General features: G+C 37.4%; 26 protein-coding genes. 10 read left to right on the plus strand and 16 right to left on the minus strand.

Annotated features, from left to right (window positions below; all coding sequences use genetic code 11):
* Positions 1-147: 147 nt before the first annotated feature.
* From J2Z82_RS17650 to cshA, 3 genes are all read right to left on the minus strand, one after another.
* Positions 148-1,575, minus strand: a complete 1,428-nt coding sequence (locus tag J2Z82_RS17650) for a PH domain-containing protein (RefSeq protein WP_245251784.1) — start codon at positions 1,573-1,575, stop codon at positions 148-150.
* On the minus strand, positions 1,565-2,044 hold the full coding sequence (locus tag J2Z82_RS17655) for a PH domain-containing protein (protein ID WP_209482115.1): 480 nt from the start codon (positions 2,042-2,044) through the stop codon (positions 1,565-1,567). The genes J2Z82_RS17650 and J2Z82_RS17655 overlap by 11 nt, the downstream gene beginning before the upstream one ends.
* Positions 2,045-2,128: 84 nt before the next feature.
* A complete protein-coding gene (cshA, locus tag J2Z82_RS17660; RefSeq protein ID WP_342453666.1) occupies positions 2,129-3,595 on the minus strand; it encodes a degradosome RNA helicase CshA in 1,467 nt (488 codons plus the stop codon).
* Between the two features lie 410 nt (positions 3,596-4,005).
* On the opposite strand from cshA, the gene J2Z82_RS17665 reads away from it, so the two are divergent.
* Entirely contained in the window at positions 4,006-4,911 is a 906-nt protein-coding gene (locus tag J2Z82_RS17665; RefSeq protein ID WP_209482116.1) for a DMT family transporter, read from the plus strand.
* 70 nt (positions 4,912-4,981) lie between these two features.
* On the plus strand, positions 4,982-5,845 hold the full coding sequence (locus J2Z82_RS17670) for a DegV family protein (protein ID WP_209482117.1): 864 nt from the start codon (positions 4,982-4,984) through the stop codon (positions 5,843-5,845).
* Positions 5,846-5,914: 69 nt separating this feature from the next.
* Here J2Z82_RS17670 and J2Z82_RS17675 read toward each other — a convergent pair whose 3' ends face one another.
* The 6 genes from J2Z82_RS17675 to J2Z82_RS17700 all read right to left on the minus strand — a co-directional run bounded on the left by J2Z82_RS17675 (position 5,915) and on the right by J2Z82_RS17700 (position 10,228).
* Complete coding sequence (locus tag J2Z82_RS17675; RefSeq protein WP_209482118.1) at positions 5,915-6,616, minus strand: alpha/beta hydrolase; 702 nt, start codon at positions 6,614-6,616, stop codon at positions 5,915-5,917.
* Positions 6,617-6,776: 160 nt separating this feature from the next.
* Positions 6,777-7,136, minus strand: coding sequence for a YppG family protein (locus J2Z82_RS17680; RefSeq protein WP_209482119.1), 360 nt, complete (start codon positions 7,134-7,136; stop codon positions 6,777-6,779).
* 82 nt (positions 7,137-7,218) lie between these two features.
* Positions 7,219-7,515 (minus strand): glutaredoxin family protein, encoded by a 297-nt coding sequence (locus J2Z82_RS17685; protein ID WP_209482120.1) that lies wholly within the window; start codon positions 7,513-7,515, stop codon positions 7,219-7,221.
* 181 nt (positions 7,516-7,696) lie between these two features.
* Entirely contained in the window at positions 7,697-8,326 is a 630-nt protein-coding gene (locus J2Z82_RS17690; RefSeq protein ID WP_209482121.1) for an SDR family oxidoreductase, read from the minus strand.
* Between the two features lie 338 nt (positions 8,327-8,664).
* On the minus strand, positions 8,665-9,255 hold the full coding sequence (locus J2Z82_RS17695; RefSeq protein ID WP_209482122.1) for a DedA family protein: 591 nt from the start codon (positions 9,253-9,255) through the stop codon (positions 8,665-8,667).
* Between the two features lie 82 nt (positions 9,256-9,337).
* Complete coding sequence (locus J2Z82_RS17700; protein ID WP_209482123.1) at positions 9,338-10,228, minus strand: YegS/Rv2252/BmrU family lipid kinase; 891 nt, start codon at positions 10,226-10,228, stop codon at positions 9,338-9,340.
* 225 nt (positions 10,229-10,453) lie between these two features.
* On the opposite strand from J2Z82_RS17700, the gene J2Z82_RS17705 reads away from it, so the two are divergent.
* The 5 genes from J2Z82_RS17705 (at position 10,454) to J2Z82_RS17725 (ending at position 16,094) form a co-directional block, all read left to right on the plus strand.
* The gene (locus tag J2Z82_RS17705; RefSeq protein ID WP_209482124.1) at positions 10,454-11,380 is read left to right on the plus strand and encodes a phosphate/phosphite/phosphonate ABC transporter substrate-binding protein; all 927 of its coding nucleotides are present in this window, start codon (positions 10,454-10,456) and stop codon (positions 11,378-11,380) included.
* 96 nt (positions 11,381-11,476) lie between these two features.
* Positions 11,477-12,253, plus strand: coding sequence for a phosphonate ABC transporter ATP-binding protein (phnC, locus tag J2Z82_RS17710; protein ID WP_209482125.1), 777 nt, complete (start codon positions 11,477-11,479; stop codon positions 12,251-12,253).
* Between the two features lie 29 nt (positions 12,254-12,282).
* A complete protein-coding gene (gene phnE, locus J2Z82_RS17715) occupies positions 12,283-13,065 on the plus strand; it encodes a phosphonate ABC transporter, permease protein PhnE (RefSeq protein ID WP_209482141.1) in 783 nt (260 codons plus the stop codon).
* Positions 13,065-13,865 (plus strand): phosphonate ABC transporter, permease protein PhnE, encoded by an 801-nt coding sequence (phnE, locus tag J2Z82_RS17720; RefSeq protein ID WP_209482126.1) that lies wholly within the window; start codon positions 13,065-13,067, stop codon positions 13,863-13,865. Before phnE (J2Z82_RS17715) ends, phnE (J2Z82_RS17720) begins: the two co-directional genes overlap by 1 nt.
* A 654-nt stretch (positions 13,866-14,519) precedes the next feature.
* Complete coding sequence (locus J2Z82_RS17725) at positions 14,520-16,094, plus strand: bifunctional metallophosphatase/5'-nucleotidase (RefSeq protein WP_209482127.1); 1,575 nt, start codon at positions 14,520-14,522, stop codon at positions 16,092-16,094.
* 48 nt (positions 16,095-16,142) lie between these two features.
* On the opposite strand, the gene J2Z82_RS17730 is transcribed toward J2Z82_RS17725, so the two are convergent.
* From J2Z82_RS17730 to J2Z82_RS17745, 4 genes are all read right to left on the minus strand, one after another.
* Complete coding sequence (locus J2Z82_RS17730) at positions 16,143-16,952, minus strand: PepSY domain-containing protein (RefSeq protein ID WP_209482128.1); 810 nt, start codon at positions 16,950-16,952, stop codon at positions 16,143-16,145.
* A 91-nt stretch (positions 16,953-17,043) separates the two neighbouring features.
* On the minus strand, positions 17,044-18,396 hold the full coding sequence (locus J2Z82_RS17735; RefSeq protein WP_209482129.1) for a HAMP domain-containing sensor histidine kinase: 1,353 nt from the start codon (positions 18,394-18,396) through the stop codon (positions 17,044-17,046).
* Positions 18,393-19,085, minus strand: coding sequence for a response regulator transcription factor (locus J2Z82_RS17740; RefSeq protein WP_209482130.1), 693 nt, complete (start codon positions 19,083-19,085; stop codon positions 18,393-18,395). The genes J2Z82_RS17735 and J2Z82_RS17740 overlap by 4 nt, the downstream gene beginning before the upstream one ends.
* Positions 19,086-19,208: 123 nt before the next feature.
* Positions 19,209-19,772, minus strand: coding sequence for a GNAT family N-acetyltransferase (locus tag J2Z82_RS17745; RefSeq protein ID WP_209482131.1), 564 nt, complete (start codon positions 19,770-19,772; stop codon positions 19,209-19,211).
* A 91-nt stretch (positions 19,773-19,863) separates the two neighbouring features.
* On the opposite strand from J2Z82_RS17745, the gene J2Z82_RS17750 reads away from it, so the two are divergent.
* From J2Z82_RS17750 to J2Z82_RS17760, 3 genes are all read left to right on the plus strand, one after another.
* Positions 19,864-20,475 carry a VOC family protein gene (locus J2Z82_RS17750; protein ID WP_209482132.1) on the plus strand — a complete coding sequence of 204 codons (612 nt, stop codon included), beginning with the start codon at positions 19,864-19,866 and terminating at the stop codon, positions 20,473-20,475.
* A gap of 76 nt (positions 20,476-20,551) precedes the next feature.
* A complete protein-coding gene (locus J2Z82_RS17755; protein ID WP_209482133.1) occupies positions 20,552-20,920 on the plus strand; it encodes an ArsR/SmtB family transcription factor in 369 nt (122 codons plus the stop codon).
* Complete coding sequence (locus J2Z82_RS17760) at positions 20,910-22,991, plus strand: heavy metal translocating P-type ATPase (protein ID WP_209482134.1); 2,082 nt, start codon at positions 20,910-20,912, stop codon at positions 22,989-22,991. Before J2Z82_RS17755 ends, J2Z82_RS17760 begins: the two co-directional genes overlap by 11 nt.
* A 23-nt stretch (positions 22,992-23,014) precedes the next feature.
* Here the strand turns inward: J2Z82_RS17760 and J2Z82_RS17765 are convergent, their stop codons facing one another.
* The 3 genes from J2Z82_RS17765 to J2Z82_RS17775 all read right to left on the minus strand — a co-directional run bounded on the left by J2Z82_RS17765 (position 23,015) and on the right by J2Z82_RS17775 (position 25,332).
* Positions 23,015-23,611, minus strand: coding sequence for a class I SAM-dependent methyltransferase (locus tag J2Z82_RS17765; protein ID WP_209482135.1), 597 nt, complete (start codon positions 23,609-23,611; stop codon positions 23,015-23,017).
* Positions 23,612-24,124: 513 nt separating this feature from the next.
* Positions 24,125-24,445: a thioredoxin family protein gene (locus tag J2Z82_RS17770; protein ID WP_209482136.1), complete on the minus strand. Its 321-nt coding sequence runs from the start codon at positions 24,443-24,445 to the stop codon at positions 24,125-24,127.
* Positions 24,446-24,516: 71 nt separating this feature from the next.
* Complete coding sequence (locus J2Z82_RS17775; RefSeq protein ID WP_209482137.1) at positions 24,517-25,332, minus strand: DUF368 domain-containing protein; 816 nt, start codon at positions 25,330-25,332, stop codon at positions 24,517-24,519.
* Positions 25,333-25,726 lie beyond the last annotated feature (394 nt).

Genomic DNA, 25,726 nt, shown 5'->3' on the forward strand with positions numbered 1-25,726 from the left:
TTTCTAATATTGCAGATAAGATATAAACTGCGACATCTGTTCAAGCTGAAGCTTTCACAGTGTCTTCCCTGGCCGTGGGCTCACCACGAGCCTCCGACGCATAGCACTCAAGTATTTGCCCACATTTCGTCTCATTATAATATATATTCATTTCCGATAAGAATACCAATCAGTTAATTGGTCTGTATGGGACTCGTCCATTTCTTTGATTATAAAATGTTTGCCCATACCCATCTTTCCTATTATTGAGAGCCTCATCGTGGCTAAATCCTGTTTAGCCTGTACCAAGTATTGCTTCTTCTCAAAAGCTTGTAAACGTTTATGATACATAGTTACTGTGTTTTTACTAAAAGTTCGATATCGAATAGTTAAGCGTTGGCCATCTTGATAAAACCCACCATCTTTATGACGCAAAACACCCATATATAGGCTTCCTATCAGCAGAAGAATCGGTACCCAAACAAATTGTGTTAAGAAATATCCAATTCCCGCCCCAATTATGATTACCGGTAAAGAAGAACGCAGCAGATAAAATTTACGAGAACGCTTGGGTAGTGGTATCATGTCCTGATTCTCTGCTGCATATTCCGGCAAAAACGTATTGAAAAAATCGCCAACTTCATCAGCCTTCATGATTGGAAATAATATCGATGAAAAATCCTCACCTTTGTCCATTGACCCACCAGCTATTTCTGCAAAAATCGTAACATAACCGAGTGGCTGCCTTATAATGCTTTCCTGAATACCTACTGCCTGTATTCTTTTTAATGGAATAGTCACCTGTTTTTTCTCCAGTAGTCCACGAGTAATAAATAATTCATTGTCATTTTTAGTAATTGTGAAATTCCCATATTTTATCATTGTACCAGCAATTCCTAATAGCCAAAGGAAGATTAATACAATAATAACAAGCACCACTATAAAGATAACACTTAACCCGATTGCCCACTCCACTGTACTATCATAATAATGATCAGGTATGAATTGTTCCAGTTCAGAGAAACCAAACGCCATTAGAGCAAAGAGGACACCTATGCTTCCAGAAGTTGATCCTGCTAAAAACAACCGTTTAAAGGTAATCCTTAATGATGGACTTGTAAGCTCTACATGTTCATCATGTACCTCTGCGCGTCTAGTGCTGGCCGTTTTTAATTCCTGACGCAGTGCTTCTCCTTCTGATCGTTTGACTGCTTTAAGCGAAGCTTCTGCACCATTACCGCTTCCTGCAGTTTCAATTTGAACCTTTGTTAATTTAAATATTCGATGGATAACTCCTGAAGTCAGATCAATAGACTGAATACGATTTTTGGAAATATAACGCTTTTTCCGAATAAATATACCATATTCAATTCGAAGTTCCTCATCTTCAATTCGGTATGTATAGCGATACCACGACAGAATACTAAATGTCAGCATTAAAATAAAAATACCTGACGCAATTAGAATGAAATAAAATAGTGAATCATCCTTAAATGTGATAAACCCTAGAACAAGTGCAAAAAGCGATTCGCGCAGCACCTTAATAAAATTGAAAAATATAGCTGCCGGGTGCAGCCTTTTCTGATTAAACATCATCTTCGTCCACCCTTGCGAGTGCTGAAATACGATCTCTTAGCTCCGAAGCATCTTCATCCAGTAATGCGGGTATTTCATGTGTTGTAGCTGCAGTTGAAATAGTCACACTTGCCAGTTGGTACTTTTTTAAAATTGGCCCTTGCTGTGTATCAACATGCTGTACGCGTATCATTGGAACTAGTGTCCGTGACACAATTAGTATCCCATGCTGAATATATATTTCCTGATCAAACACTTCGTAACGCCATCTTTTCCAGCGCAGCTTTGGAAATAGAAAAACAAATAAGTACGTGCTTAGTCCACTAATAACTAAAGCTACTACTGTAAACCAGTTTGAAAACTCAAAAAAATACGTTAAAACAGCCAGGCCAACAGTTACTAGCCAAAGAATCCCAACATAAATCCATGCCGTTATTTTCCATGCTTTTATTGCATCGGTTGCAATTGTATTTACTGGTGGCTTCCTCATATAGTTATACCTCAACTTCCATTAGTATTGTGATATATAATATAATACGCACTAAAAAAGCCCCTTTACGCAAGGAGCCTCTACTTAGTTGTTATTATTATTTCTGCGCTTCTGGAAATTTCCTTTGCGATTGCGCCCGCCTTGATTACGGCCACCTTGATTACGTTTACCGTAGAACTTTTTATTATTGTTTCTGCGGTTGTTGTCTTTACCTCTTGGTGCCTTTTTCACACTGATTGGCTGTGCTGACGATATTCGTACTGGTGTATCACGACGCTCTTTTGTCAACATCTTAAGTGCTGCAGCAATTACTGTTATCGAGTCATGATTCTGCAGTAATTCATTTGCTGTTTCATGATAAGATTTTAAATCCTTTTGTTCGATAGTTTGCAATAGCTTGTCCACAGTAACTTGTTGCTGACCACGCTCTGCTTCCTGATTGGTTGGAGGCATAATTCGCTTCATTTTACTTTTAGTCATTTTTTCAATTGATTGCAGATGAGCTATCTCTCTTGGTGTTATAAAGGATATTGCTTCTCCTGCGCGACCTGCTCTTCCTGTACGGCCAATTCGGTGTACATAGCTCTCAGGATCTTGTGGAATATCGAAATTGTATACATGGGTTACCCCGGAGATATCAAGTCCACGAGCAGCAACATCGGTTGCAACTAATACTTCCACACGGCTATTCTTAAATTTATTTAGAACAGACATTCGTTTCCCTTGTGTTAAATCTCCATGAATACCTTCAGCACGAAATCCCCTTGCTTGAAGTCCTTCTGCTATTTCATCAACTCGCTTTTTCGTACGGCTGAATACAATTGCTAGTGCGGGTGCATTAATATCCAAATGGTTTGTTAATGTATCAAATTTATATTTTTCCGGCACTTCAATAAAAAACTGTTCAATATTTGTTACTGTCATTTCCTTGCTTTTTACTTTTACTTCTTTTGGACTGTTCATCAAGTTTGTTGCAATATCGCGAATTTCCTTAGGCATTGTTGCTGAAAAAAGCAATGTTTGTCTTCCATCAGGAATGTTTTTTAAGATATCGCGTATATCATCGATGAATCCCATGTTCAGCATTTCATCAGCTTCGTCCAATACTGCGACTTTCACATTATTCGTGCGTATTGTCTTCCTGCGCATATGATCAAGAAGTCTTCCTGGTGTTGCAACGACAATATGCGGACCATCTTTTAACGCTCTAATTTGTCGCTCCATGTGCTGACCACCATACACCGGCATTGTGCGTACACCTTTGTTTTTGCCTAAACGATTAATTTCTTCTGCAACCTGGTTTGCCAGCTCTCTCGTAGGTGCTACTACTAATCCTTGGATTATCTTTTGACTAGGATCAATTTTCTCAATCATTGGAATACCAAATGCTGCAGTTTTCCCTGTACCCGTTTGTGCTTGTCCAATTACATCGTTCCCTTGCATAGCAAGTGGTATTGTTTCAGCTTGAATCGGTGTTGCTTCCTCAAATCCCATTTTTTCCAGTGCTGTCATAATGGGCTGTGATATACTTAATTCATTAAATGTTGTCACCTTGTTACTCTACTCCTTTTTTCTTACATATTTATTTGGGCGGATTAGAGAGTATTAATACTTCCTAATCTGCATAACTGCCACTTAAGGCTTTCGCCATTAGAACCCTGAAAAACTCAAGTTTTCTAATGTATAATTTTTAGAAAAACCGAGTTTGGCGAGAACTCAGTTTATTTTAGACTTCCAATCGACAATAAATTCCGGACAGGCTCTGAAAGTGTAAAAAGAGGCTACTCCAGTTTATGGAAAAGGGCCTCATTCATGAAATATCATACAGAAAATAACAGTTCTTTCATCATAACACATACATTATGATGATATCCACTACTTCTTATTATGATTTTTCATCAATAGCATGATAAAATAATATTCAGATTAACTAACCTTTACGAATTTAAAGGAGGACTTATATGCGTCTACCTCCGTTTAATCCATATATTGCGGTTGTGATTGGTGTTATAGCTGTGTCAACATCAGCAATATTAGTGAAACTGGCTAATCAAGCTCCTGCTGCAATTATTGCAAATTATCGTCTATTGTTTGCAGTAATTATTATGGCACCATATGTACTTTTCAAACATCGAAATGAATTTAGCCTTATCCAAAAGAAGGATTGGATTCTCTCAGCCCTTGCAGGTATTTTTTTGGCTTTTCATTTTATTCTCTGGTTTGAATCATTAAACTATACGTCAGTTGCAAGCTCAGTCGTATTAGTTACATTACAGCCTATTTTTGCATTTCTGGGCACTTACTTCTTTTTCAAAGAGCGATTCTCGCCTGGGGCCGTTATTAGTATGATAATAGCCCTATTAGGCAGCGTTATTATCAGCTGGGGTGATTTTCAGATAAGTGGTGTCGCACTATTTGGTGATATTCTTGCGTTACTTGGAGCGATAACTGTTACAGCCTATTTTTTAATGGGGCAACAAGTAAGGAAACGCTTATCATTAATGACTTATACATTTGTTGTGTACGGAATAAGTTCAGCAACATTAATTTTATATAATATTGCTGTTCAAAACCCTTTCTTTGGATACCCCGCTAATCACTGGTTAGTTTTTATTGCCTTGGCGATTATCCCAACATTTTTCGGACACACATTATTTAATTGGGCTTTGAAATGGTTAAGTACTTCCACTATTTCAATGGGAATCGTGTTTGAACCAATAGGGGCTTCAATACTCGCCTACTTTATTCTAGGTGAAAAACTAACATGGTCACAATGGCTTGGAGGAACGATCGTATTATTCGGGCTATTTTTATTCATAATGAGCACTGCCCGAAAATCAAAAGTTACAATATCGCAAAAGAAATGACAAATGTACATACCAACTACTGTTTAAAACTGGTATAATTAAATCAATAATTAATGAATTGGGTGATGTCATGAATATTCAGTTAATGACAGACGGAGGAGCAGACATACCAAAGCGTTTACATGACGCATTGGATATTGTTGTAGTACCTCTTTATTTACATTTTAAAGATGAACAATACAAGACAGGTGTAACGATTGATTTAGAAACATTTAACAAAAAAATGAATGAGGCAGAGGAATTACCTCGTTCAGCTGCTCCAAGTCCTAATGACTTTTATGAAGCATACAAGGAAATAGACCCAAGCACTCCTATTATCATGTTAAGTCTTACAAAAGGACTAAGTGTTACGTATGAAAATGCAGTCCTAGCTAAAAATATGCTTCTTGAGGAAGAACCAAATCGCAGAATCGAGGTAATAAATACAAAAACAGCTTCATGCGGCATAGCATTATTACTCCATGAAGCAAAAGTAAAGATAGAAGAGAGCTATTCGTACGAGCAGCTTGTTGACCATCTGAACAGTCAAATTGAACAAACAACTACATTATTTGTTTTAAAAACATTAGAAAATTTAGTCCGTGGCGGACGATTAGATAAAGTAAAAGGCACTATTGCTAAAACACTTAATATAAAGCTATTAATGAAGGCTAGCGATGATGAAGGAAGCATAGAAGTAGTTGAAAAGGTTCGTGGTGATAAAAAATCAATCAGACGTTTTATTGATCAGATTGGTGAGTATACGAAGGACTTTGAAGATAAGGTCATTTCGATGACGCACTACAATGCCGAGGAACGAGCAAGTAAAGTTCTTGCGGAAATCAGACAGAAATATCCATTTAAAGACGCCTATTTAACTGAAATGGGTCCGTTGATTTCCACATATGCAGGTGAAGGTGGTCTGGTTATTTCATTCTTCAAGGACAAGCAATAACAAAGTCCTTTTAGTTATATAAAGGACAAATTTAGGGAGAAGGCTTAGTTATTTTAAGTCTTCTCCCTGTTATTCTTTGGACTTTTCTTTTGATAAAAATTCATAAATCATTATATTAAGAGCATCTTTGTCATTGCCTAAACAAATAAGATGTCTTGATCGCTCAAAAAACACAACTTCTTTTTCCTTCGATGTAATTTCCTTATCCAAATAGTAAACGGTTTTATAGGGAACCATCCCGTCTTGCTGTCCCTGGGCAATCAATACAGGCGATTCAACCTTTTTTAGATAGCGTCTTGTAAACCTTAATAACTTTAGAAATTCGATATTAGCTTTAAAAGGAACAGCTCCCAGTTTCCTCTTGTAATGCAGGTATAATTTGTTTTGATTGAGCTTTCCATTGAATCCATCTACAGTGACATCTTTGATATCCTTGGTTATCTGTTTAAATGATAGATACTTCCCAGCTGGAGCCAACAGCACCAATTTATCAATTTTATACTTTGCAGCTAGATAAGCAGCAATCATCCCACCCATCGAGAATCCGATAATATATATTTCATCGAACTTCTCACTTAATTGCTTTAAAGAATCTTCTGCTGCGTTTATCCACCTTTTGTGAGAAATATTGTCCAATGCTAACTTCCTGCCATGTCCTGGTAAAGTTGGTACTTCAATATGCCAGTTGGTATGCTCCTTGAGATAAGCAGCTAATGGCTCAACTTCATACGGACCTCCAGTATACCCGTGTATTATCAGACACCCAATCATAATAAATTCTCCTCATGTTCAGTTAATGTAACCTAGACCTTCTACTTATTATGGCACAATACAACGAAATAACTTTTTAATGTTTTACCATCATTGTTGTTATTTTACAAAGCAGAAATAAGCTGATGAAATGCAAATATTGCTTCATCAGCTTTCTATGCTATCGAAATTGTTTCATCATTGACCCTACTTGTTTCACGACTGGGGACACTTGTTGAAACGTATTTGCTATTTGACCAGCTGTTGATAACATTTTGTCAAGATCCATTTCACCTTTATTATCCTGAAAATAATAGAGAAGATTATTTTTAGGTGGTGCATTAAAAGAACCACCTATAGACTGAGCAAATGGATGCCAATCCATTGGTTGTTTGGGTTTTGAATAAATCTCAAAAGGGGTTTGAAAGTTTTTGTTGTAGCTTTGGTACATCTGAGCATAATTTTGCTGCTGGGTATTTTGATCATAGAAATACGGATTACCATGATGAGTTGGCGTATAATTATAAGGTCTCTCAAACATGATACACACCTCTTTTACATGTTCTTGTGTTACTACTATATGCAAACATACAGAAAGTGTGTAGAAACGTTTATCCAATTATTCAATTACAATAACTACTGTAACGATCATAAAATGAACTAAAATAAGACTGATGATTATTTGACATGCCTAATAAATACTTAATTTTATTGATTTGAGAACCACAAATCACGTGATCATCCACCAAGGTTGTTGGAGTACCAAATACATCACGTTCGTGAAGCTGCTTAATGTATTCTTGGTTCTCTGTTACATTTCTCGTTGTATATTTAATCTTCCATTGTTTCAATTGGCTTAACAGTTTTTCGCAATTCAAACAATCATTACTGATATATACAATTACTTCCTTATCGTTCATGTTAAGCTCCTCCTTGAAGTTGGAAACTTCATTCTTACATTTTATTTTATATCAGTATTTACCCATGAATGTAACAAATTAAACACAAACATTACAAATTTATTACACAAAAATATTCTACACTGTGTCGTGCCACAATGCAGAATATCTTTAAAGATCATTAATGATTAGATATTAAAAGTTAATAAGCTAGCACTTCCGACAACTCTGTGTTTCCTTCGACAAGCTCAAAGATTTTATTTTCTGCTCTTGGGACAGTCAGCAAATAGACAAGAACTGCTGCAACATCCTCACGAGGTATATTTCCTATATCTGATAATTTTTCCTGCAGATTCACTTTACCTGTACCAGGGTCATCTGTTAATCTCCCTGGTCTAACTATCGTATAATTTAAGCCTGCTTTTTTAAGATATTCATCTGCGCGGTGCTTAGCATAAAGATAATGCTTCATTTGACCTGTTTGCTTAGGACGATCTGCTCCAAATGAACTTAACATTATAAATCTTTTTATTCCATATTTCTTCGCTAAATCAGCAGATTCAATTGCACCTTCCTGATCAATAACGATTGTTTTATCAGCGCCAGTGTGTGGCCCTGATCCAGCAGCAAATATAACTGCATCTATATTATGAAATGCCTTCTCAAAATCTTCTTCCAAGTCCGCTAAAACTGTCTGGGCACCTAATTCTTCAAATTTGGGAATTTGGTCTGTATTTCTTACCATTGCAACAGGTTCATGGTCGGATTCCAATAACTTCTCAACCACCTGCTTACCAATACCACCGTTTGCTCCAATTACTAAAACACGCATTGTTTTCCTCCTATTACTTTTGGCAGTTTTCTAAAAGACGGGCTCCGACAGTTGTGTCGGAGTATGATTAAACAGCAGCAAAACTTATGAAAAAAGCCTAACTTATATACTCCATAACTTTAATATTACCTTTAAATAGAAAAACAAAACACCTATCTTTATAAAGATAGGTGTTTCACTTCATATTGAGGACTAAGTCTCAATGTTAGTTTACATGCTTGCCGACAAGCATGCACTATATAAAAGAGTAGAGGACATCCCGTTATCCCACTTTGAGCATATCGCGTTTCAACCAGCTATGCTATGATATATATCACTATTTTGGATTTTTTATAAAATCAGGTTGGTTCTGACTGATAATATGATGCTCGTTTTTTATGTCTACGATAAAACCAATAAACTGCCCCAGTTATAATTAAAAGCAGAAGTATATATAGTTGGAAATCCTCCATAAATTTTTTTACCGATTTCAGATTACCCACACTGCCAAGCCATAGCATTCCAATCGTCCACGGAAGAATTCCTAACAACGTCAAGCTTTGAAATTTCCATACACCTACTTTACTAATACCAGCGATATATGAGATGTAATTACCTATACCAAGTGGTCTCGCGAATGCTATTGTCCATACACCAAACTCCTTGAACCATCTTTGCGCCTTTTCTACCTTTTTCTTATTCATCTTTTGTTTTAATTTATCTTCCAGTTTGTAACCTACACCATAAGGGATTAAGCTGAATAATGAATAAACTGCACCTCCAAGAAAGCCATATAATAGTACTTCAAGAAAAGTTAAATTAAGAATATAACCAAACGTCAGCGTGACCAAGCCACCAGGAAAAGGAACTGATGAAGCCTCAACAGCCAAACTTATGAACAGACCCCAAAGTCCTAATTCATTAATCATATCTAAAATGTATTGTAACATTTAAGTAGGTTCTCCTTTTTAAACACATTGACTTTCCTATACCCTAAAACTGCCAAAACCATAAAGCATTACAGTAATATTCTTACAGTTTTCCTATCATTTGAATATGACGTGGCAAAACCTCAATATTAGCTGGTGTAACTCCATCTATTTCACCATCCATATCAACAGCTTTCTGCTGATTCGTGCTAATCGCTAAAGTTGATGCTTGAAAATAGGTAAGTTCTGTTAATTCCTCTGTGTTTGTAGTAGGTCGATTCATTGATAATAGCTCCCGTAGAGTGGCCAATGTTGAATTTTTGATAACTAACACATCAAATTTACCGTCATTGATATTTATTGTAGGTATCGGAAATTCCCTTGTACCAATGAATTTCCCATTTAACACAAGGATCATAACCGACTCCCCTTCATAAACTTTATCATCGGCAACTATTTTATAAGTAAAAGGTTCAGCCTGATTAACTGTCCTGAGTGTACTCATGAAATAGCTTAATACTCCAAAATTTTTCTTTTGTTCTTCATCTATATTTAGCGATGTTTCTGAAACCAGTCCAACACCCCAAAAATTCAGGAAGTATTTATCCGATGTTTTACCAATGTCTATTTTGACCGCTTCACCAGAAACAATTGCCTCTGCTGCCTGATATAAATTTTGAGGAATACTAAGTATTCTGCTGAAATCATTACAGGTCCCCCCTGGCAAGACAGCGATTATTGGTCTTCTTTTTAAAGGAGCAAGACTATTTATACATTCGTATAACGTGCCATCTCCACCAAGAATAATTATAATATCAACTTGATCAGCAAAGTTTTTACAGGAATTCTTCGCTTCTTCAATCGATTCCGTCTGAATTACAGTTAATTTCTTTATAGCCTTCGAAATAACAGGTAACGTTTGGGAAAGTTTTTGTTCCATATTATCACTTCCTGCATTACCATTATATAAAAACAAACCTCTCTCATAACCCAAATTATCCTCCCCTTATTTCGTGTCACTTTCTATATTTATTTCCTAAATATTCATTATAGAAACATTTGATGTAAGATAACACATTTCACGAAATATGTTACACCAATTTGCTAAAAGTTTATTAATCTAGTGTAAAATTTTCAATTTAGTCTAGTAATTTTTGTCTAAATGTTATTTAATAAAGAGGAAGGAATTATAATTTTCACAATACACAGGAGGGTCAAAATGAAAAAACTTTTTAGTCTATTGCTTGTGTTGGGTATAGTCCTAGTATTGGCAGCGTGCGGTAGTTCAGAAGATGCAGATGGCAGCAGTGGTGAAGGTGAAGAAAGTATTACTCCAGAAACAATTGTAATGGGGTTCGTGCCGTCACAGGATTCTGATACGATTGCTGATACGATTAAACCATTAGCAGACCAGTTAGGAGAAGAACTGGGTAAAGAGGTTGAAGGTAAAGTAATGACTAGCTACAATGCATTAGTTGAAGCAATGGGTGCTAACCAAGTACACATTGGATTTATCCCAGCATTTGGCTATGTTTTAGCTAACGAGCAATACGGGGCTGAAGTAATCCTGAAGTCAGAGCGTTACGGGTCAGGTACATACAAAGCACAATACGTCGTAAAAGCTGATTCAGGCATTGAAGAACTAGCGGATTTAGAAGGGAAAATTTGGGCTTATCCAGATAAAGGATCTACTTCTGGCTATTTATTCCCAGCAAATCAATTAATGATGGAATTTGACTATGAGTCTGCACCACAGTTGGAAACTGAATTCTTCTCAGGGACAACTGCTGCAGGTGGACATGACACAGCTGCTCTAGCGGTTTATGAAGGAGATGCTGATGTTGCCACAACGTTCGATGATGTGCGCACAGAACTTGAAGGAGAATATCCTGATGTAATGGAAAAATTAAATGTTATTGGTTATACACAAGATATTCCTAATGACACAATCTCTGTGACTAAAGAATTAGATGACGAATTAGTACAGGAGATCAAGGATGTATTCCTATCATTTAATGAAAATGAGGAAATGATCAAGATTATGAATGAAGTATACAATTGGGATGCCATTATTGAAGCATCTGATGAGGAATATAAAGTAGTTAAAGATACCTACAAGAAATTCAAAGATAACATAGAACTGTAATATCAACTTAAAAAGGGGGAGGTAATTATCTCCTCCTTTTTCTAACGTTTATGTTAGCCATTTTCTCAAACAAATGTAACGGGGGAAATACATATTATGATTGAATTTAAAGATGTAAGCCTAGTCTACCCAAATGGAACAGAAGGCTTAAAAAATATAAATGTAACAATAAATGACGGTGAATTTGTAGTTATTGTAGGTCTTTCCGGAGCGGGAAAGTCTACTTTTATTCGTAGTGTGAATCGTCTGGTCACACCCACTTCCGGTTTCCTTTTAATTGATGACGAAGATATACTTAAGTATCGTGGTTCCGACCTGCGTAAGCTTCGCACAAAGATTGGTATGATATTCCAAAGTTATAACCTGGTAAATCGTTCTAATGTATTGAAGAATGTTATTGCCGGCCGTTTAGGTCATACGGGTACACTACGCTCCATTCTTAATCTTTACAAAAAAGAAGATATCGGACTAGCCTACGAAAGCCTGCAACGTGTAAATATTGATGATAAAATTCATAGTCGTGCTGATGAACTTAGTGGCGGTCAGCAGCAGCGTGTCAGTATTGCCCGTGTTTTAACACAAAAGCCTAACTATATACTTGCTGATGAACCCGTGGCATCACTTGACCCGCCAACATCACATCAAGTAATGACTTATTTAAAAAAGATAAATAAAGAAGATAACATAACAACTATCGTAAATCTGCACTTTATTGATATGGCTATGGAGTATGCTGATCGAATTATTGGTATGCGTGCTGGTGAGGTTGTGTTTGATGGACCAGTATCAGAGGTTTCCGAGAAAACATTTGAAGAAATTTATGGCCGTACTATACGTGAGGATGACTTACGTGGGGGGGCACAGGAATCGTGACTAATCAAACTAATTCCACATCCTCTCAAATGACACCGCCGCTTTATCCTGCAAAAACAAAAGCCCAAGTTACACTTATATTTTTCATCGTAATTGGCTTTTACCTGTTTAGCATGATATGGACACAGCGTCAGATGGTGGGAGGATTTGCGGATGCACTAGGCAATATGGGAGTGGTGATCAATAAATTTTTCCCTCCTAATTTAAGTGTTATCCCTGCAGTTTGGGACCCAATGGCACAAACAATTCAAATGGCTATTATCGCGACAACTGTCGCAGCTATATTGACAGTCCCACTTGCATTATTGTCAGCACAAAACATTGCAACCTTTAAACCAATATATATTATGACAAGAACTTTTCTGAATATCCTCCGAACAATTCCGGACTTAGTTTTAGCTGTTGTCTTCGTTGGTTTATTTGGTATCGGACTGTTTCCAGGTATTATCGCACTTATTATATTCTCACTGGGGATTTTGGCAAAATTGATTAGCGAAACAATTGAATCTGTTGATATGAATCCACTTGAGGCAATGCGTGCTTCTGGGGGCAATGTGTTTCAGGTAATCTACTATGGTCTTGTACCACAGGTCCTGCCACAGTTTGCATCATTTGTTCTGTATGTATTTGAAATAAACATTCGTGCTTCTGTTGTACTTGGATTAGTTGGTGCAGGTGGTATTGGACTTGTACTTGATCAGCAGCTGGGTTTTTATAATTATCCAAACGTTATGGCAATTATCATCTTAATATTTATCGTAGTACTTATTATTGAGTATATAAGTAACAAGTTAAGGGAGGCATTGATATAATGGCAACATACTCTCTCCCGCCGAAACCGAAACGTTCTCTTTTCAAAAAAACAAAAAGGATAATGATTTTTCTCGCAATAGTTGCCGTTTACGTTTGGACTTTTCTAGGTATCGACGTGGATTGGGCACGCGCAGCTGAACGGGCGGTAAACAATTTCCATCGCGTCATTCCTAAATTATTCCACCCAGATTGGGAAGCAACCGGAGAAGTAGCTGGGAAAATGTTTGAGACGATCACTATTGCGTTTGCCGGTTCTTTCATGGCCGCTATTCTAGCGATTCCATTAGGATTCTTAGCAGCTCAAAATATGTCCAGAAGCAGATTATTAACAGCATCTGGAAAATGGATTCTATCCGCTATTCGCGCCTTTCCAGATATTATTTTGGCCATTCTTTTTGTTGTTGCAGTTGGACCAAATGCATTTGCTGGTGTGCTTGCAATTGCAATTGGCTCGACAGGAATGCTTGGAAAACTCTATTCTGAGGTAGTCGAATCAATTGATATGAGAGTTGTCGAAGCAATGGAAGCCAATGGCGCTAATAAAGTTCAAATGCTATTCTATGGTGTTATGCCACAGATTATTCCTGAATTCTTATCATACGCCATCTACCGTTTTGAAATCGATATTCGTGCATCATCCATTCTAGGTATCGTTGGTGCAGGTGGTATTGGTACTATGATTATCTTTGCAGCAAACAACCGTAACTGGAATGAAATGGGATTAATCTTGCTTGCTATCATAATTGTGGTGACAGTAATTGACTCTATTTCTGCAAGAATCAGACGGAAAATTGTATAATAAGTTATAATAGAAACGAAATCTAGGAGCATACCCTGGTTTCGTTTCTTTCATTAGGATCCTAAGACCTTTTATAGTTCTGTTGACTTTTAATCTTCGCAGTTGATATAAAATGCGAAGTAACTAAGGGAGTCCTATTGGAAGCATTTCGTGAGGCTCCCTAACGACGCAGCTGGAATATACTCGCTTTCCGTGGGCTCACCACGAGCCTCCGACGCATAGGACGTGCTAGTGCAGACGTTGCCACAGAACGTGGCGTACTTAGTCTGCCTCGCTCGCAAAGAACGCTCCCTGTGGGGTCTCTTAGGCTCGCTGTCCCACAGGAGTCTCGCATATTCCAACTGCTGGTTTAGATGGTCTAAAATCTTGTTAATATCATCATTTATTTTTTGAATAATTGAGCAAACCAGCGGAGGAAATACACGTAGACTCCTGCGGGAGGAAAGGCATCGGCGAGACCCCGCAGTGCGCAGCACGAGGAGGCTCGACAGCCGCCCGCGGAAAGCGAAGTGTATTTCCGGAGCGGTGTCATAATTTTTCCATGGTACTTCGTAGTTTATACCAACTGCGAACTAAAACAAACTTTTAGAAACCAATCTAAAAACAAAGTGCAATCATCTGTTATAGCAGTTTTCTTAGAAAGGATGTAACGTAGTGCATAACAACACAGCAACTATCAAGCTAGTATATACGAGTGATGTTCATGGCAATGTCTTACCCGTTTTATATGGAACAAATGAACATGCCGACTTAGGTCTAGCTAAATACGCTACAGCTGTTCAAAAAGTAAGACAGGAAAATAAGCATGTAATTGTATTAGATAATGGCGATTTAATTCAGGGAACACCGTTAATGACCCATTATGTAAAAGAACATGCTGATAAAGAAAACCCTATGATTGGAATCATGAATCAAATAGAAATCGAAGCAAGTGTCATTGGCAATCATGAGTTTAATTTTGGGAAAAAAATCTTAACTGATGCTGTTAAGTGGTCTGATTTCCCTTGGATTTCAGCAAACAGTATCGATATCAATGATGGCGAACCCTATTTTGGGCCACCCTATATTATAAAGACATTGAACAATGGAATTAAAGTAGCAATTGTTGGTGTAACGACTCATTATATCCCTAACTGGGAATCACCTGAGCATATTCAAGGAATACATTTTGCTGACGCACTTTCTACACTTCAAAAATGGGTTAAACAAATCAATGAAGACGAAGAACCTGATGTCCTAGTAGCCTCGTACCATGGGGGTTTTGAACGTGATATTGAGACAGGCGAAGATACAGAAGCACCCACCGGCGAGAACCAGGGCTATGCGATGTGTAAACAAATAGAAGGAATTGACATATTATTAACCGGCCATCAGCACCGTAACTTAACCGGCACAGTAAATGACGTTCTAGTCGTTCAACCCGGTAACAACGGCAAAATGTATGGTGAAATTGATATCACAATGGAGCAGACTGATAATGGCTGGAAATTAATTGATAAGTATGCGTCAGTTAACACATTGGAGGGCGTGCAACCTGATGAAGATGTTCTTTCTTATATTAAAGATCTTGAAACCTCAACTCAAAAATGGCTCGACCAGCCAATTGGATACGTTGATGGCGATATGACAATCAATGATCCGTTAGAGGCACGAATTAGGAAGCATCCATTTATAGAATTTATCCAGCAAGTACAAATGGAGGCAAGTGGCATAGATATTTCTGTTACTTCTCTGTTAAATAACGACTCCAAAGGATTTGACTCCACCGTTACAATGCGTGATATTGTTTCAAACTATATGTATCCAAATACCTTAGTGGTACTTGAATTAACTGGACAAGATATAATAGACGCCCTTGAGAAAAGTGCTGGGTATTTTATTTTAAAAAATGGAAAGATAGCAGTTAACCCTGCCTACACTGATCCAAAACCACAACATTACAACTATGATATGTGGGAAGGAATAGAATACACGATAAATATGCAACAGCCTTTAGGTTCCCGGGTTGAGAACGTTAAGTACCATGGTATTCCTCTTGATAAACATGGAAAATACCATGTCGTATTAAATAATTATCGTGCTAACGGTGGTGGTGATTACAATATGTTTAAGGGTAAACCAATTGTAAAAGAAATTCAGAAAGATGCTGTTGAACTAATCCGTTCCTACTTTGAAAAGTACAAACTTGTACAAGCAAAAAAAACGAATAATTTCACAGTCAAAACATGAGAAAAGCTACCGGATTACCTGCTAATCTGGTAGCTTTCAAGTTTGCAATTAGTCATCGTCGTCCTTATCGTCGTCATCATCGCCGTCATTATCATCGTCATCGCTATCGTCACTATCATCGTCGTTATCGTTAGAGTCGTTGGTATCATCATCGTTATCTTTACTTTCGATATCCAATACCAAAACTTCTCCCGTATAGGCATCTATTTCAATTTCTGCTTCTCTTTTATTAGTATCCATTTCCAATTCATAAAGCAGACGTCCATCATCCTCATCCAACTCTATACTTACAATAGTTCCTGAAAATGCATTAAGTGCGATTTCCCTTGCCTTACCAATGTCGATTACAGCTTTGACAACCTTAGAATTATCGTCATCCGTTTTAGTTTCCTGATTCTTATCGTCTTTCGTGGAATCGTCTTTTTCCTTGATGGCTAGTTCTTTGTTGTTGTCATCACTGTTATCATCTTTTTCAGCCTTTTTATTATCGTTACTAGCGTTAGCAGGCTTATTAGTGTCATCATCTGAATTATCATTACTTTTTACTTCATTCGATTGTTTACCATTATTCGCAATCATTTTCTCTTCTAATTTCAGTACTTCACCGGTATTTCCGTCCATTTTAATTTCATATTCTTTTTGGCCATCATTAATTTCTATTTCATAAACAGCCCGATTTTGGCTTTTTTCAAGTTCCATCTCCGTAATTTCTCCTGGATATTGGTCCTTTACCAATTGTTTAATTTCCCCTGTTGATAATTTGGGTTCAGCCTGTGCTGCATCTGAATGATAAATACCGAGTCCCATCGCAGTTGCACCAATAAAAACTGCTAACGCAATACCAATTTTCTTCTTCAATTTATTCTCCTCCTCTTTGTTCTTAATTACATGATATCCCCTTCAAGTGAAAGGACACTGTGCAAAAGATTAGAATTTGATGAGAATAACATTAACTTTCCTTAACAATCGGAAATTCAATCGTAAAGGTGGAGCCTTCTCCTGCTTTACTCGTTACCCGTAAACTTCCATCATGAGCTGCAACAATTGTTTTTGCAATGGACAATCCAAGTCCAGTACCACCTAAATCCCTGTTTCTTGATTTTTCCATTCGGTAAAACCGGTCAAATATTTTTTCCTGCTCTTCGTTTGGAATCCCTTGACCAGAATCCTGGACATTAACGATAACATTGGTATTTTCTCTCCGAATAGTTAACTTAACTATCCCATCACTGTATTTTAAGGCATTATCAATTAATATATAAATAACCTGTTGTAATTGGTCTTGACTTCCATTCACATAAAGCACATCTTTTTCTGTTTCTATAATGATTTCACGGTTATATGCACCTTTAAATTTAGCTACTGTTTCCCTGCAAATATCAACTATGTTTATTTGTTCATGCGCGTCTTTTTCCTGATTTCTTGCAAGCAACAGCATTTGTTCTACCAGCTTTTGCATACGATCTGCTTCAGATTCAATAGCCTGGATTGACTCATTGAAAAGCTCCGGGTTACCCTGTCCACGTCTTTCCAATAACTCTGCATAACTCTTTACTATTGATATCGGTGTTTTCAACTCATGAGAAGCATCTGATACAAACGTCTCCTGTTTTTCAAAATTATCCTTTAAATACTCAATCATCGTATTAAACGTATTTTCCATTTCATAAAGTTCATCACGTGATCTGTTTTCCACATATATTTTTTTCCATTTCGTATTGGTTATATTTTCTTTCATCGCAGCAGTTAATGCCTTTATTGGATTTAAAATGAACCTGCTTAAAAATACGCCAGCTATTATCGTTGGAATAAGCATAATGGCTGACGCTACAATTAAAACATAAAATAAGGTTTGCATTGTTTCGGTATGTGCAACGAGCTGTTTATATACCTGCAGAGTTACAATTTCTCCATTCTCCCATATAATTGGTTTAGAAATGGTTACAAAATTGGCTTGATTATCTAAATGGATAATTGAATTGGACTCGGTTTTTACAAACGATGCAGGCAATTCAGTAAAGCTATCTTTTTTGGTTAACGTCAGCAGAAGACGATCATTTTCTTCTTCAACCACACGAATCATGCCATCTGTTGGCAAGTATGCTCTTAATAAGTCACTTCTGGCAATCTCCGGATTTGAGTTGAGCGTCTTTACAATTTCGTTCGTTTGGCTGGTCATTTCATCTACTTCACTATTAATCGATATATTTTTAAACAAAAAGTAAATTGATGTGTTAACAAGCAATATTAGTACAAGCATAAATAGACTTGAAAACAAGCGAATCTTCGCGGATAGTTTCATTGCACATGTTCCTTTATCGTATATCCAACACCACGGACCGTATTAATATAGGTGTTCTCAAATCCTTTGTCGATTTTTTGGCGCAAATATCGAATATAAACATCAACAACGTTTGTATCCCCAAAATAATCATATCCCCATACATGCTCGATTAATTGGTCTCTTGTGAGCACAATATTTTTGTTTTTCATCAGGTAAATAAGCAAATCAAATTCTCTGGGTGTAAGTTCAATTTGCTGTGATTCCCGCTTAACTTCACGTGTGTTTATATCTACTTGCAAGTCACCGACAGTCAAATAATCACCGTTATTCACCGCAGTTGTTTGCTTACGTAAATGTACGCGAATACGTGCAAGCAATTCTTCAATCTGAAACGGTTTTGTTACATAATCATTTGCTCCAAGGTCTAGTCCACTTACTTTATCATGTACCTGGTCTCTGGCAGTCAGCAGGATAATTGGAGTACTAGTATCATTACGTCTGAACCGTCTTAAAACTTCCATCCCACTTAATTCCGGAAGCATGATATCAAGCAGCACCAAGTCCCATTTTTTACTTTCCAATAATTCAAGTGCTTGTTTCCCATTATTGGCAACCTCAGTCGTATAATTTTCATAATTAAGCTCAAGCTGCAAAACCCTGCTCAGCTTCTGTTCATCTTCAACAATTAATACGTTTGGATTTCCCATAATTACACCCACTTTATATGTGCCTTTTTAAGTACTATACCAAAATTTATATGAAAAGTATTGATGTTGAACTGATGTTCACACAGATCTTCATTTTTTATAGTTTCAAATTCAGCAAATTAGTTATTTTACTTTTGCAAAGATACAGGTGTCCCTAAGTCCATCCCCATCAGCTGCAACATCATCATTCTGCAAAATACCTTCCAGTTTAAATCCAAGCCGTTCGGGTATTGCTTTACTTCTGCTATTTTCCCGATCACACCGGATTTCGACCCTATTAGCTAAGAGTTCTCTAAAAGCGTAATCTGTTATTCCTTGGACAGCTTCCGTAATATAGCCATATCCGCTTTTGCGCGAATCAATCCAATAGCCTATCTCAAACTTTGGTATTTCCCAATCGATTCTGTGTAATCCTGTACAGCCAACAAGATTTCCCGTTTCTCGGTTGAAAATATGCATTCTCATATCTTCTCTTTTCAGAAACTTAATATATGACTCCCTTACGTTTGCCTCCACATCCTCCTTACTTTGGTTCTTTTGTGCAAATGGAAGCCATTTTTTCAGCTCTTCCTTGCTTGCTTCAATAGCAAAATAAACTGACTCGCCGTCTCCCGGTTTAGGCAGGCGTATATAAAGCCTCTCGGTATGGAATTCATTTGGAAAATCCTTGAGTATCGGTTTTTGCATCTTGTATTCCCCTTCCCCGTATAAATTTCTTTTCATTATAGCGCTTTAGCATTAAGATTGCGATAACAAATTAATTTAGGGAGGCGACAGAATGCTAGCGATTGACCACATTGTTATTGTATCCGACAACCCTGCAGAAGCCGCGGAGAAATTTGGAAAAGAGCATAATGTAACTGTTATACAAGGGGGGAAACACTCCAATTGGGGAACATATAATTATTTGGCTTATTTCAGCAATGACAGTTATATCGAATGGATTGGTATTTTTGATAAAAAAATAGCGGTCCAATCAGAGAATCCTCTTATTAAACAAGTTGTCAATGCACTCGATGATAATATGGAAGGTCCTATCCAGTATGCGTTACGGACAGATAAAATGGATAAATATATTGATCATTTTTATAAGTCTACTATTCCATTTACCGGTCCCGTCCCTGGAAGCAGAAGAAAACCAAGTGGTTCAATATTAGAATGGCGAATGCTTTTTCCAGAAGACGTATCAGAACAGCTCCCTTTTTTAATTGAGTGGGGTAATGTTAAGAATGTTCCAGAGGATGACCGCTTAATAAACGAACAGCAGATTCACACCATTTATGCAGATATTAATAATCTCACGAAGTTTAAGGATATTTATCATATAGACCTGCAACTAGCTAATGCCAGATTAAGCGTTTCAGATAAATTAGCGTTTTCCATTAAATAATGACTATGCCCATTGACATTCAAACATCTATTTGACTATACTATAATCAAATACTCATTTGAATGAGGTGCAGTAAATGCCAAAAGATATATGTGAAGTAACTTGTATACATGAAGACAAAGTTGAACGTGTAAAACAGCAAATAGACCAGCAGCCATTCGAAAAGGTAACAACGATCTACAAGCTGCTTGCAGATAAAAACAGGTTACAAATAGCGTATGCATTGTTAATTGAAGAAGAATTATGTGTCTGTGATATTGCCAATATTATTGGTGCAACAACTGCAACAACATCACACCACGTACGTCAGCTCAACAAGGCTGGTATCGCTTCTTTCCGAAAAGATGGAAAGCTTGTTTATTATTCGTTATATGACAGTCATATCAAACAATTAATCTCACAAGCCTTCAGCCACATGAAGGAGGATTCGTATCATGCCGTCTAGCCAACAAACATATCGAGTAGAAGGGGTGTCATGCGCTAATTGTGCCAAGACATTCGAAAATAATGTCAAACGAATTAAGGGTGTCGACAATGCAGAGGTTAATTTTGCCACATTGAAAGTTGACATAGATGGCAAGGCTTCTATATCAGACATTGAAAAAGCAGGATCGTTCGACAACATAAAGGTTGTAACGGAGGATGATAATGCCAATCAAGCTAAGGAGCCATTCTGGATCCGTTACGATAGAATTATATTCTCAGCCTTGTTAGTCGTGCTGGGTTTTGCAGCAACATTCACTTTTGGAAGTTCACATTACCTGACCACCATCCTCTTTGGATTAGCAGCTCTCGTCGGGGGATTAACGCTTTTTAAAGCTGGACTAATAAACCTGACAAGACTTCGCTTTGATATGAAGACACTTATGACTATTGCCGTAATCGGTGCAATCCTAATTGGTGAATGGCGGGAAGCAGCAATCGTAGTTATTTTATTTGCTATCAGTGAAGCACTTGAATCCTATTCAATGGATAAAGCACGTGCTTCCATTCGTTCACTGATGAAGATTTCCCCTAAAAAAGCACTGATCAGACGAAATGGAACTGATCAAACAATAGCGATTGAAGATATCGTAATTGGCGATCTTATGCTCGTTAAACCTGGAGAACGAATAGCCATGGATGGAAGAGTAATTGACGGATTTTCTGCAATTAATCAGGCATCAATTACCGGTGAATCTATTCCAGTTGAAAAAGCCAAGAATGACGAGGTATTTGCTGGTACTATTAATCAGGATGGTTATTTGGAAATTGAAGTCACGAAAAAAGCAGAAGATACAACAATTGCAAAGATTGTTCATCTGGTAGAAGAAGCACAAGGTGAACGGGCCCCGTCACAAGCATTTGTTGATCGGTTCGCCGCATATTATACGCCTGTAATTATTGCGATTGCCATTCTGGTAGCAGTTATCCCTCCTCTTTTTGGTGGTGCCTGGAGCGTGTGGGTCTATCAAGGTCTTGCTGTATTAGTTGTTGGCTGCCCGTGTGCATTGGTTATCTCCACTCCGGTCGCAATCGTAACGGCAATCGGAAACGCTGCACGAAATGGAGTTCTTATTAAAGGTGGAATCTACCTTGAACAAATGGGAAGAATTAAATCAATTGCCTTTGATAAAACAGGTACTTTAACAAACGGAACCCCAAAAGTTACCGATGTTCACTATTTTACGGATGACCGTGAAAAAGCAATTAACTACCTGAATGCATTGGAAACCAAATCGAACCATCCATTAGCAAAGGCAATTGTGGACTATATCAGTGACGAAAAAGTTAACACTTTAAAAGTTGACGTACAGCATTTCACAACAATTAAAGGTAAAGGAATACAAGGAGAAATCAATGGTGAAATGATTTATGCAGGGTCACCAAACCTGTTCGATCAATTACCAAATGAAGAAGTGAATAACTTCCAGGAATCTGGAAAAACCGTAATGTTATGTGGAACTAATGAGGAAATACTACTAGCGATTGCGCTTCGTGATGAACCTAGGAAAGAAAGTAAACAAATTATTAAACAGTTACACAAACTAGGAATCAACCATACGTACATGCTGACTGGCGATCATGCTCAAACAGCTGTTGCATTAAAAGAAGACCTTGAAATCACCGATGTAAAAGCAGGTTTATTACCCAAAGATAAATTGGATTTTATAAAAAAACATCAGAAAAACAACGGTGATATTGCGATGATAGGTGATGGAATTAATGATACACCAGCACTTGCTGCATCAACTGTTGGAATTGCAATGGGTTCTGCTGGAACAGATAGTGCATTGGAAACAGCTGACGTTGCCTTAATGGGCGATGACCTGGAAAAACTCCCATTCACAGTAAAATTAAGCCGGAGAACATTGTCAATTATTAAACAAAATGTTTCCTTTGCTATCGGTATCAAAGTGCTTGCTTTACTACTCGTCATCCCTGGATGGCTGACACTTTGGATTGCAATTTTTGCCGATATGGGGGCAACCCTGCTTGTAACACTAAATGCATTGCGTTTACTGAAAATAAGATGATCATTCCAAAGCGAATGATCATCTTATTTAATTCCTAATGCACACACAGTGTCATTTGGCTTTGTTGGTTTGATATAAATTTCAATGAAAGTAAAACCCGATTGATCCAGCAATACCGATAACTGACCACCAATTAATTCGCTTGTTTCATCTGTTGCGCCCTTCTCGTGGGGCTGAATCGTTACGGCAATTTTACCACCATCATTCATTTGGCCGCGAATGTTTTTCAATGTATTTACTGGATCACGCCAAAATGTGATATTATTTATGACTAATACTTTATCAACCTTTTGAGACAGTACAGGCAGTTCCTCGGCATACCCTTCAATTAGTCGAACCTCACTATTGATCAAACGTTTATTTAACTTTCTTAACGCTTGGTAGACCATAGCTTCAGACGGGTCAATCCCAGTAATTTCCACCAGATTTTTCTGCTCCAGTATATACTTCATAGCCTTACCTGAGCCAAAACCGATTTCCAGTATATGATCATTATTTTTGATGGACAAAAAATCAATTGTCCATTTATTAATCCCCCTGTTTTCCTTTGACATAAACCATCCAGCTAGCTGACCAAGACGTCCACGTGGCATAGCAAACTGTGAGAATAGTTTTTCCATTATCATCGGCTCCTTTGGAATTGTTATTCCCACATAAGGTCAAGAGATAACACTGTTTTTTACAAGATTGTTGCTTCTACTGGCAATAATCATATTAAAAAGTACGAGTGCTATAATGCCGCTCTGGAAATACACTTCGCTTTCCGTGGGCGGCTGATGAGCCTCCTTGCTCCTACGTCGCTGCGTAGTCTCACCTAGGCCTCAGCTCCCACAGGAGTCTACGTGTATTTCCTCCGCTGGGTTTTGCTCACCTTATCCTAAAAATTAACAAATGCATATTGTATGGATAAAAACAAGATTTTAAACAATTAAACCAGCAGTTTGAATATGCGAAACTCCTGTGGGACAGCAAGCCTAAGAGACACCACATCCTGTGGCAACGCTATGCGTCGGAGTCTCGTGGTGATCCACAGGTACGCGAGTATATTCCAACTGCGAGGTAAGAGAGCCAAAATTAATCATCAAATCAAAAAAATAACCACCCTCAAGAGGGTGATTATACTTAGGTTTGGTTTATACTAATTGCTGATGCAGAAATGAACTTACGGATTCGGGTGATTTCGTGTCAGCGCTATGCTGATGGGCTAATTTTTCACCATTTTGGAAGATTAACATGCTTGGAATTCCCATAACCTCGTATTTTTGTGCAATTCCCTCAACTTCATCACTATTGATTTGATACCATTCATGATTATTGAATTCTTCCATAACGTCACCAATAAACATATCCATCCGTTTGCAGTCTGGACACCAATCAGCGAAAAACTTTATAATAACTGGTTTATCTGATTGAATTATCTCATTGAATTTTTCCTCTGTATCTATATGTTTCATCATAAACACCCCTTTGTGATTTTCTCTATTTTTATTGTATCTATTTTGTAATAGCATGTCTCTTAATCTGTTTACGACTTGTATTCGACTCTTCCAAGAAGATAAGCTATAGCGAGACCTAATGCAAATGTAGCTACACTTAATAGAATGAGTGTATTATTTGCTGGCCATCCTGGAAAGACAACAAAAATCGAACCAATTACCATACCAATGATAATAGCAAATGTTCCTGTATAGTAATTATTTAGAAAGAAGTTAACAACCTTACTCATTACCACAATACCGATCACGATTCCTACACCAGTTACAGCAATAACATCAAGTTGGAAGTTGTTTATCCCTGTCAATATTGTCTGATACACACCAATGATCAGTAACATAAATGAACCACTTATGCCTGGGAGGACCATGGCACTGCTTGCAATAAAGCCAGAGAAAAATAATAACACATATGTTGACATAGTTTTATTTTCAATTACCGCACTTTCTCCAGCGTTCAAAAAAAGCATCGAACCAACGACAATAGCGCCGATAATAAGTAAAACCAGATGATTCGGTTTAAATTTATTTTTCGCATCTGCTTTCTGGAATAAATATGGGAGTACTCCCAAAATTAGTCCCAAAAAAAGAAATTGTGTTGGTGCCGGGTAATGTTCAAATAACCACTCAAGCAGACGGCTTAATAATAAAACGGCTGTCACTATTCCAATACCAAGTGGAACCAGAAAGCCTAATTGCTTTTTCCAATCCTTACTGATAAATCCGTTTATAGCAGCTATTAACCTGTCATAAATTCCAAGTAAAACGGCAATGGTCCCCCCACTTACACCCGGAATCACATCACTTGCTCCCATAATTATACCTCTATAAATATTTTTCCATTCCATATGTAACGATCTCCCTTTGTAACAGTTCCATTTCTAAAAGCATACCGTTATCATATCAAATTATGTTTGCAATTCACATAAAAATTTTAGTTATAGAAAAAACATTGTTAGAAAACTGCAGTGCCAATTCCTAGTTGCACTTATGCAATAGGAAAACGAAGCATTGCCACTCGGATCGGCCAAACAATCGAAGTGAATCCTCGTTCCGCTAAATAGCTGAAAAAGTGCTCTCGGAAGGGTGAGACGGATCCTCGTTCCGTTAAAAGCAGAAAATCAGCCTATTTTGATGCAGAAATGACAAATAGCTACTATGAACAAAACTGGCTCCTTAATCGTAAAGTCGTGGGTTAATTTGGTAGACTGTTTACTAAGAAAGAAAAACCCAAATCAGAGC

Source organism: Virgibacillus litoralis, from assembly GCF_017873675.1.
GTDB classification, from domain to species: domain Bacteria; phylum Bacillota; class Bacilli; order Bacillales; family Amphibacillaceae; genus Lentibacillus; species Lentibacillus litoralis.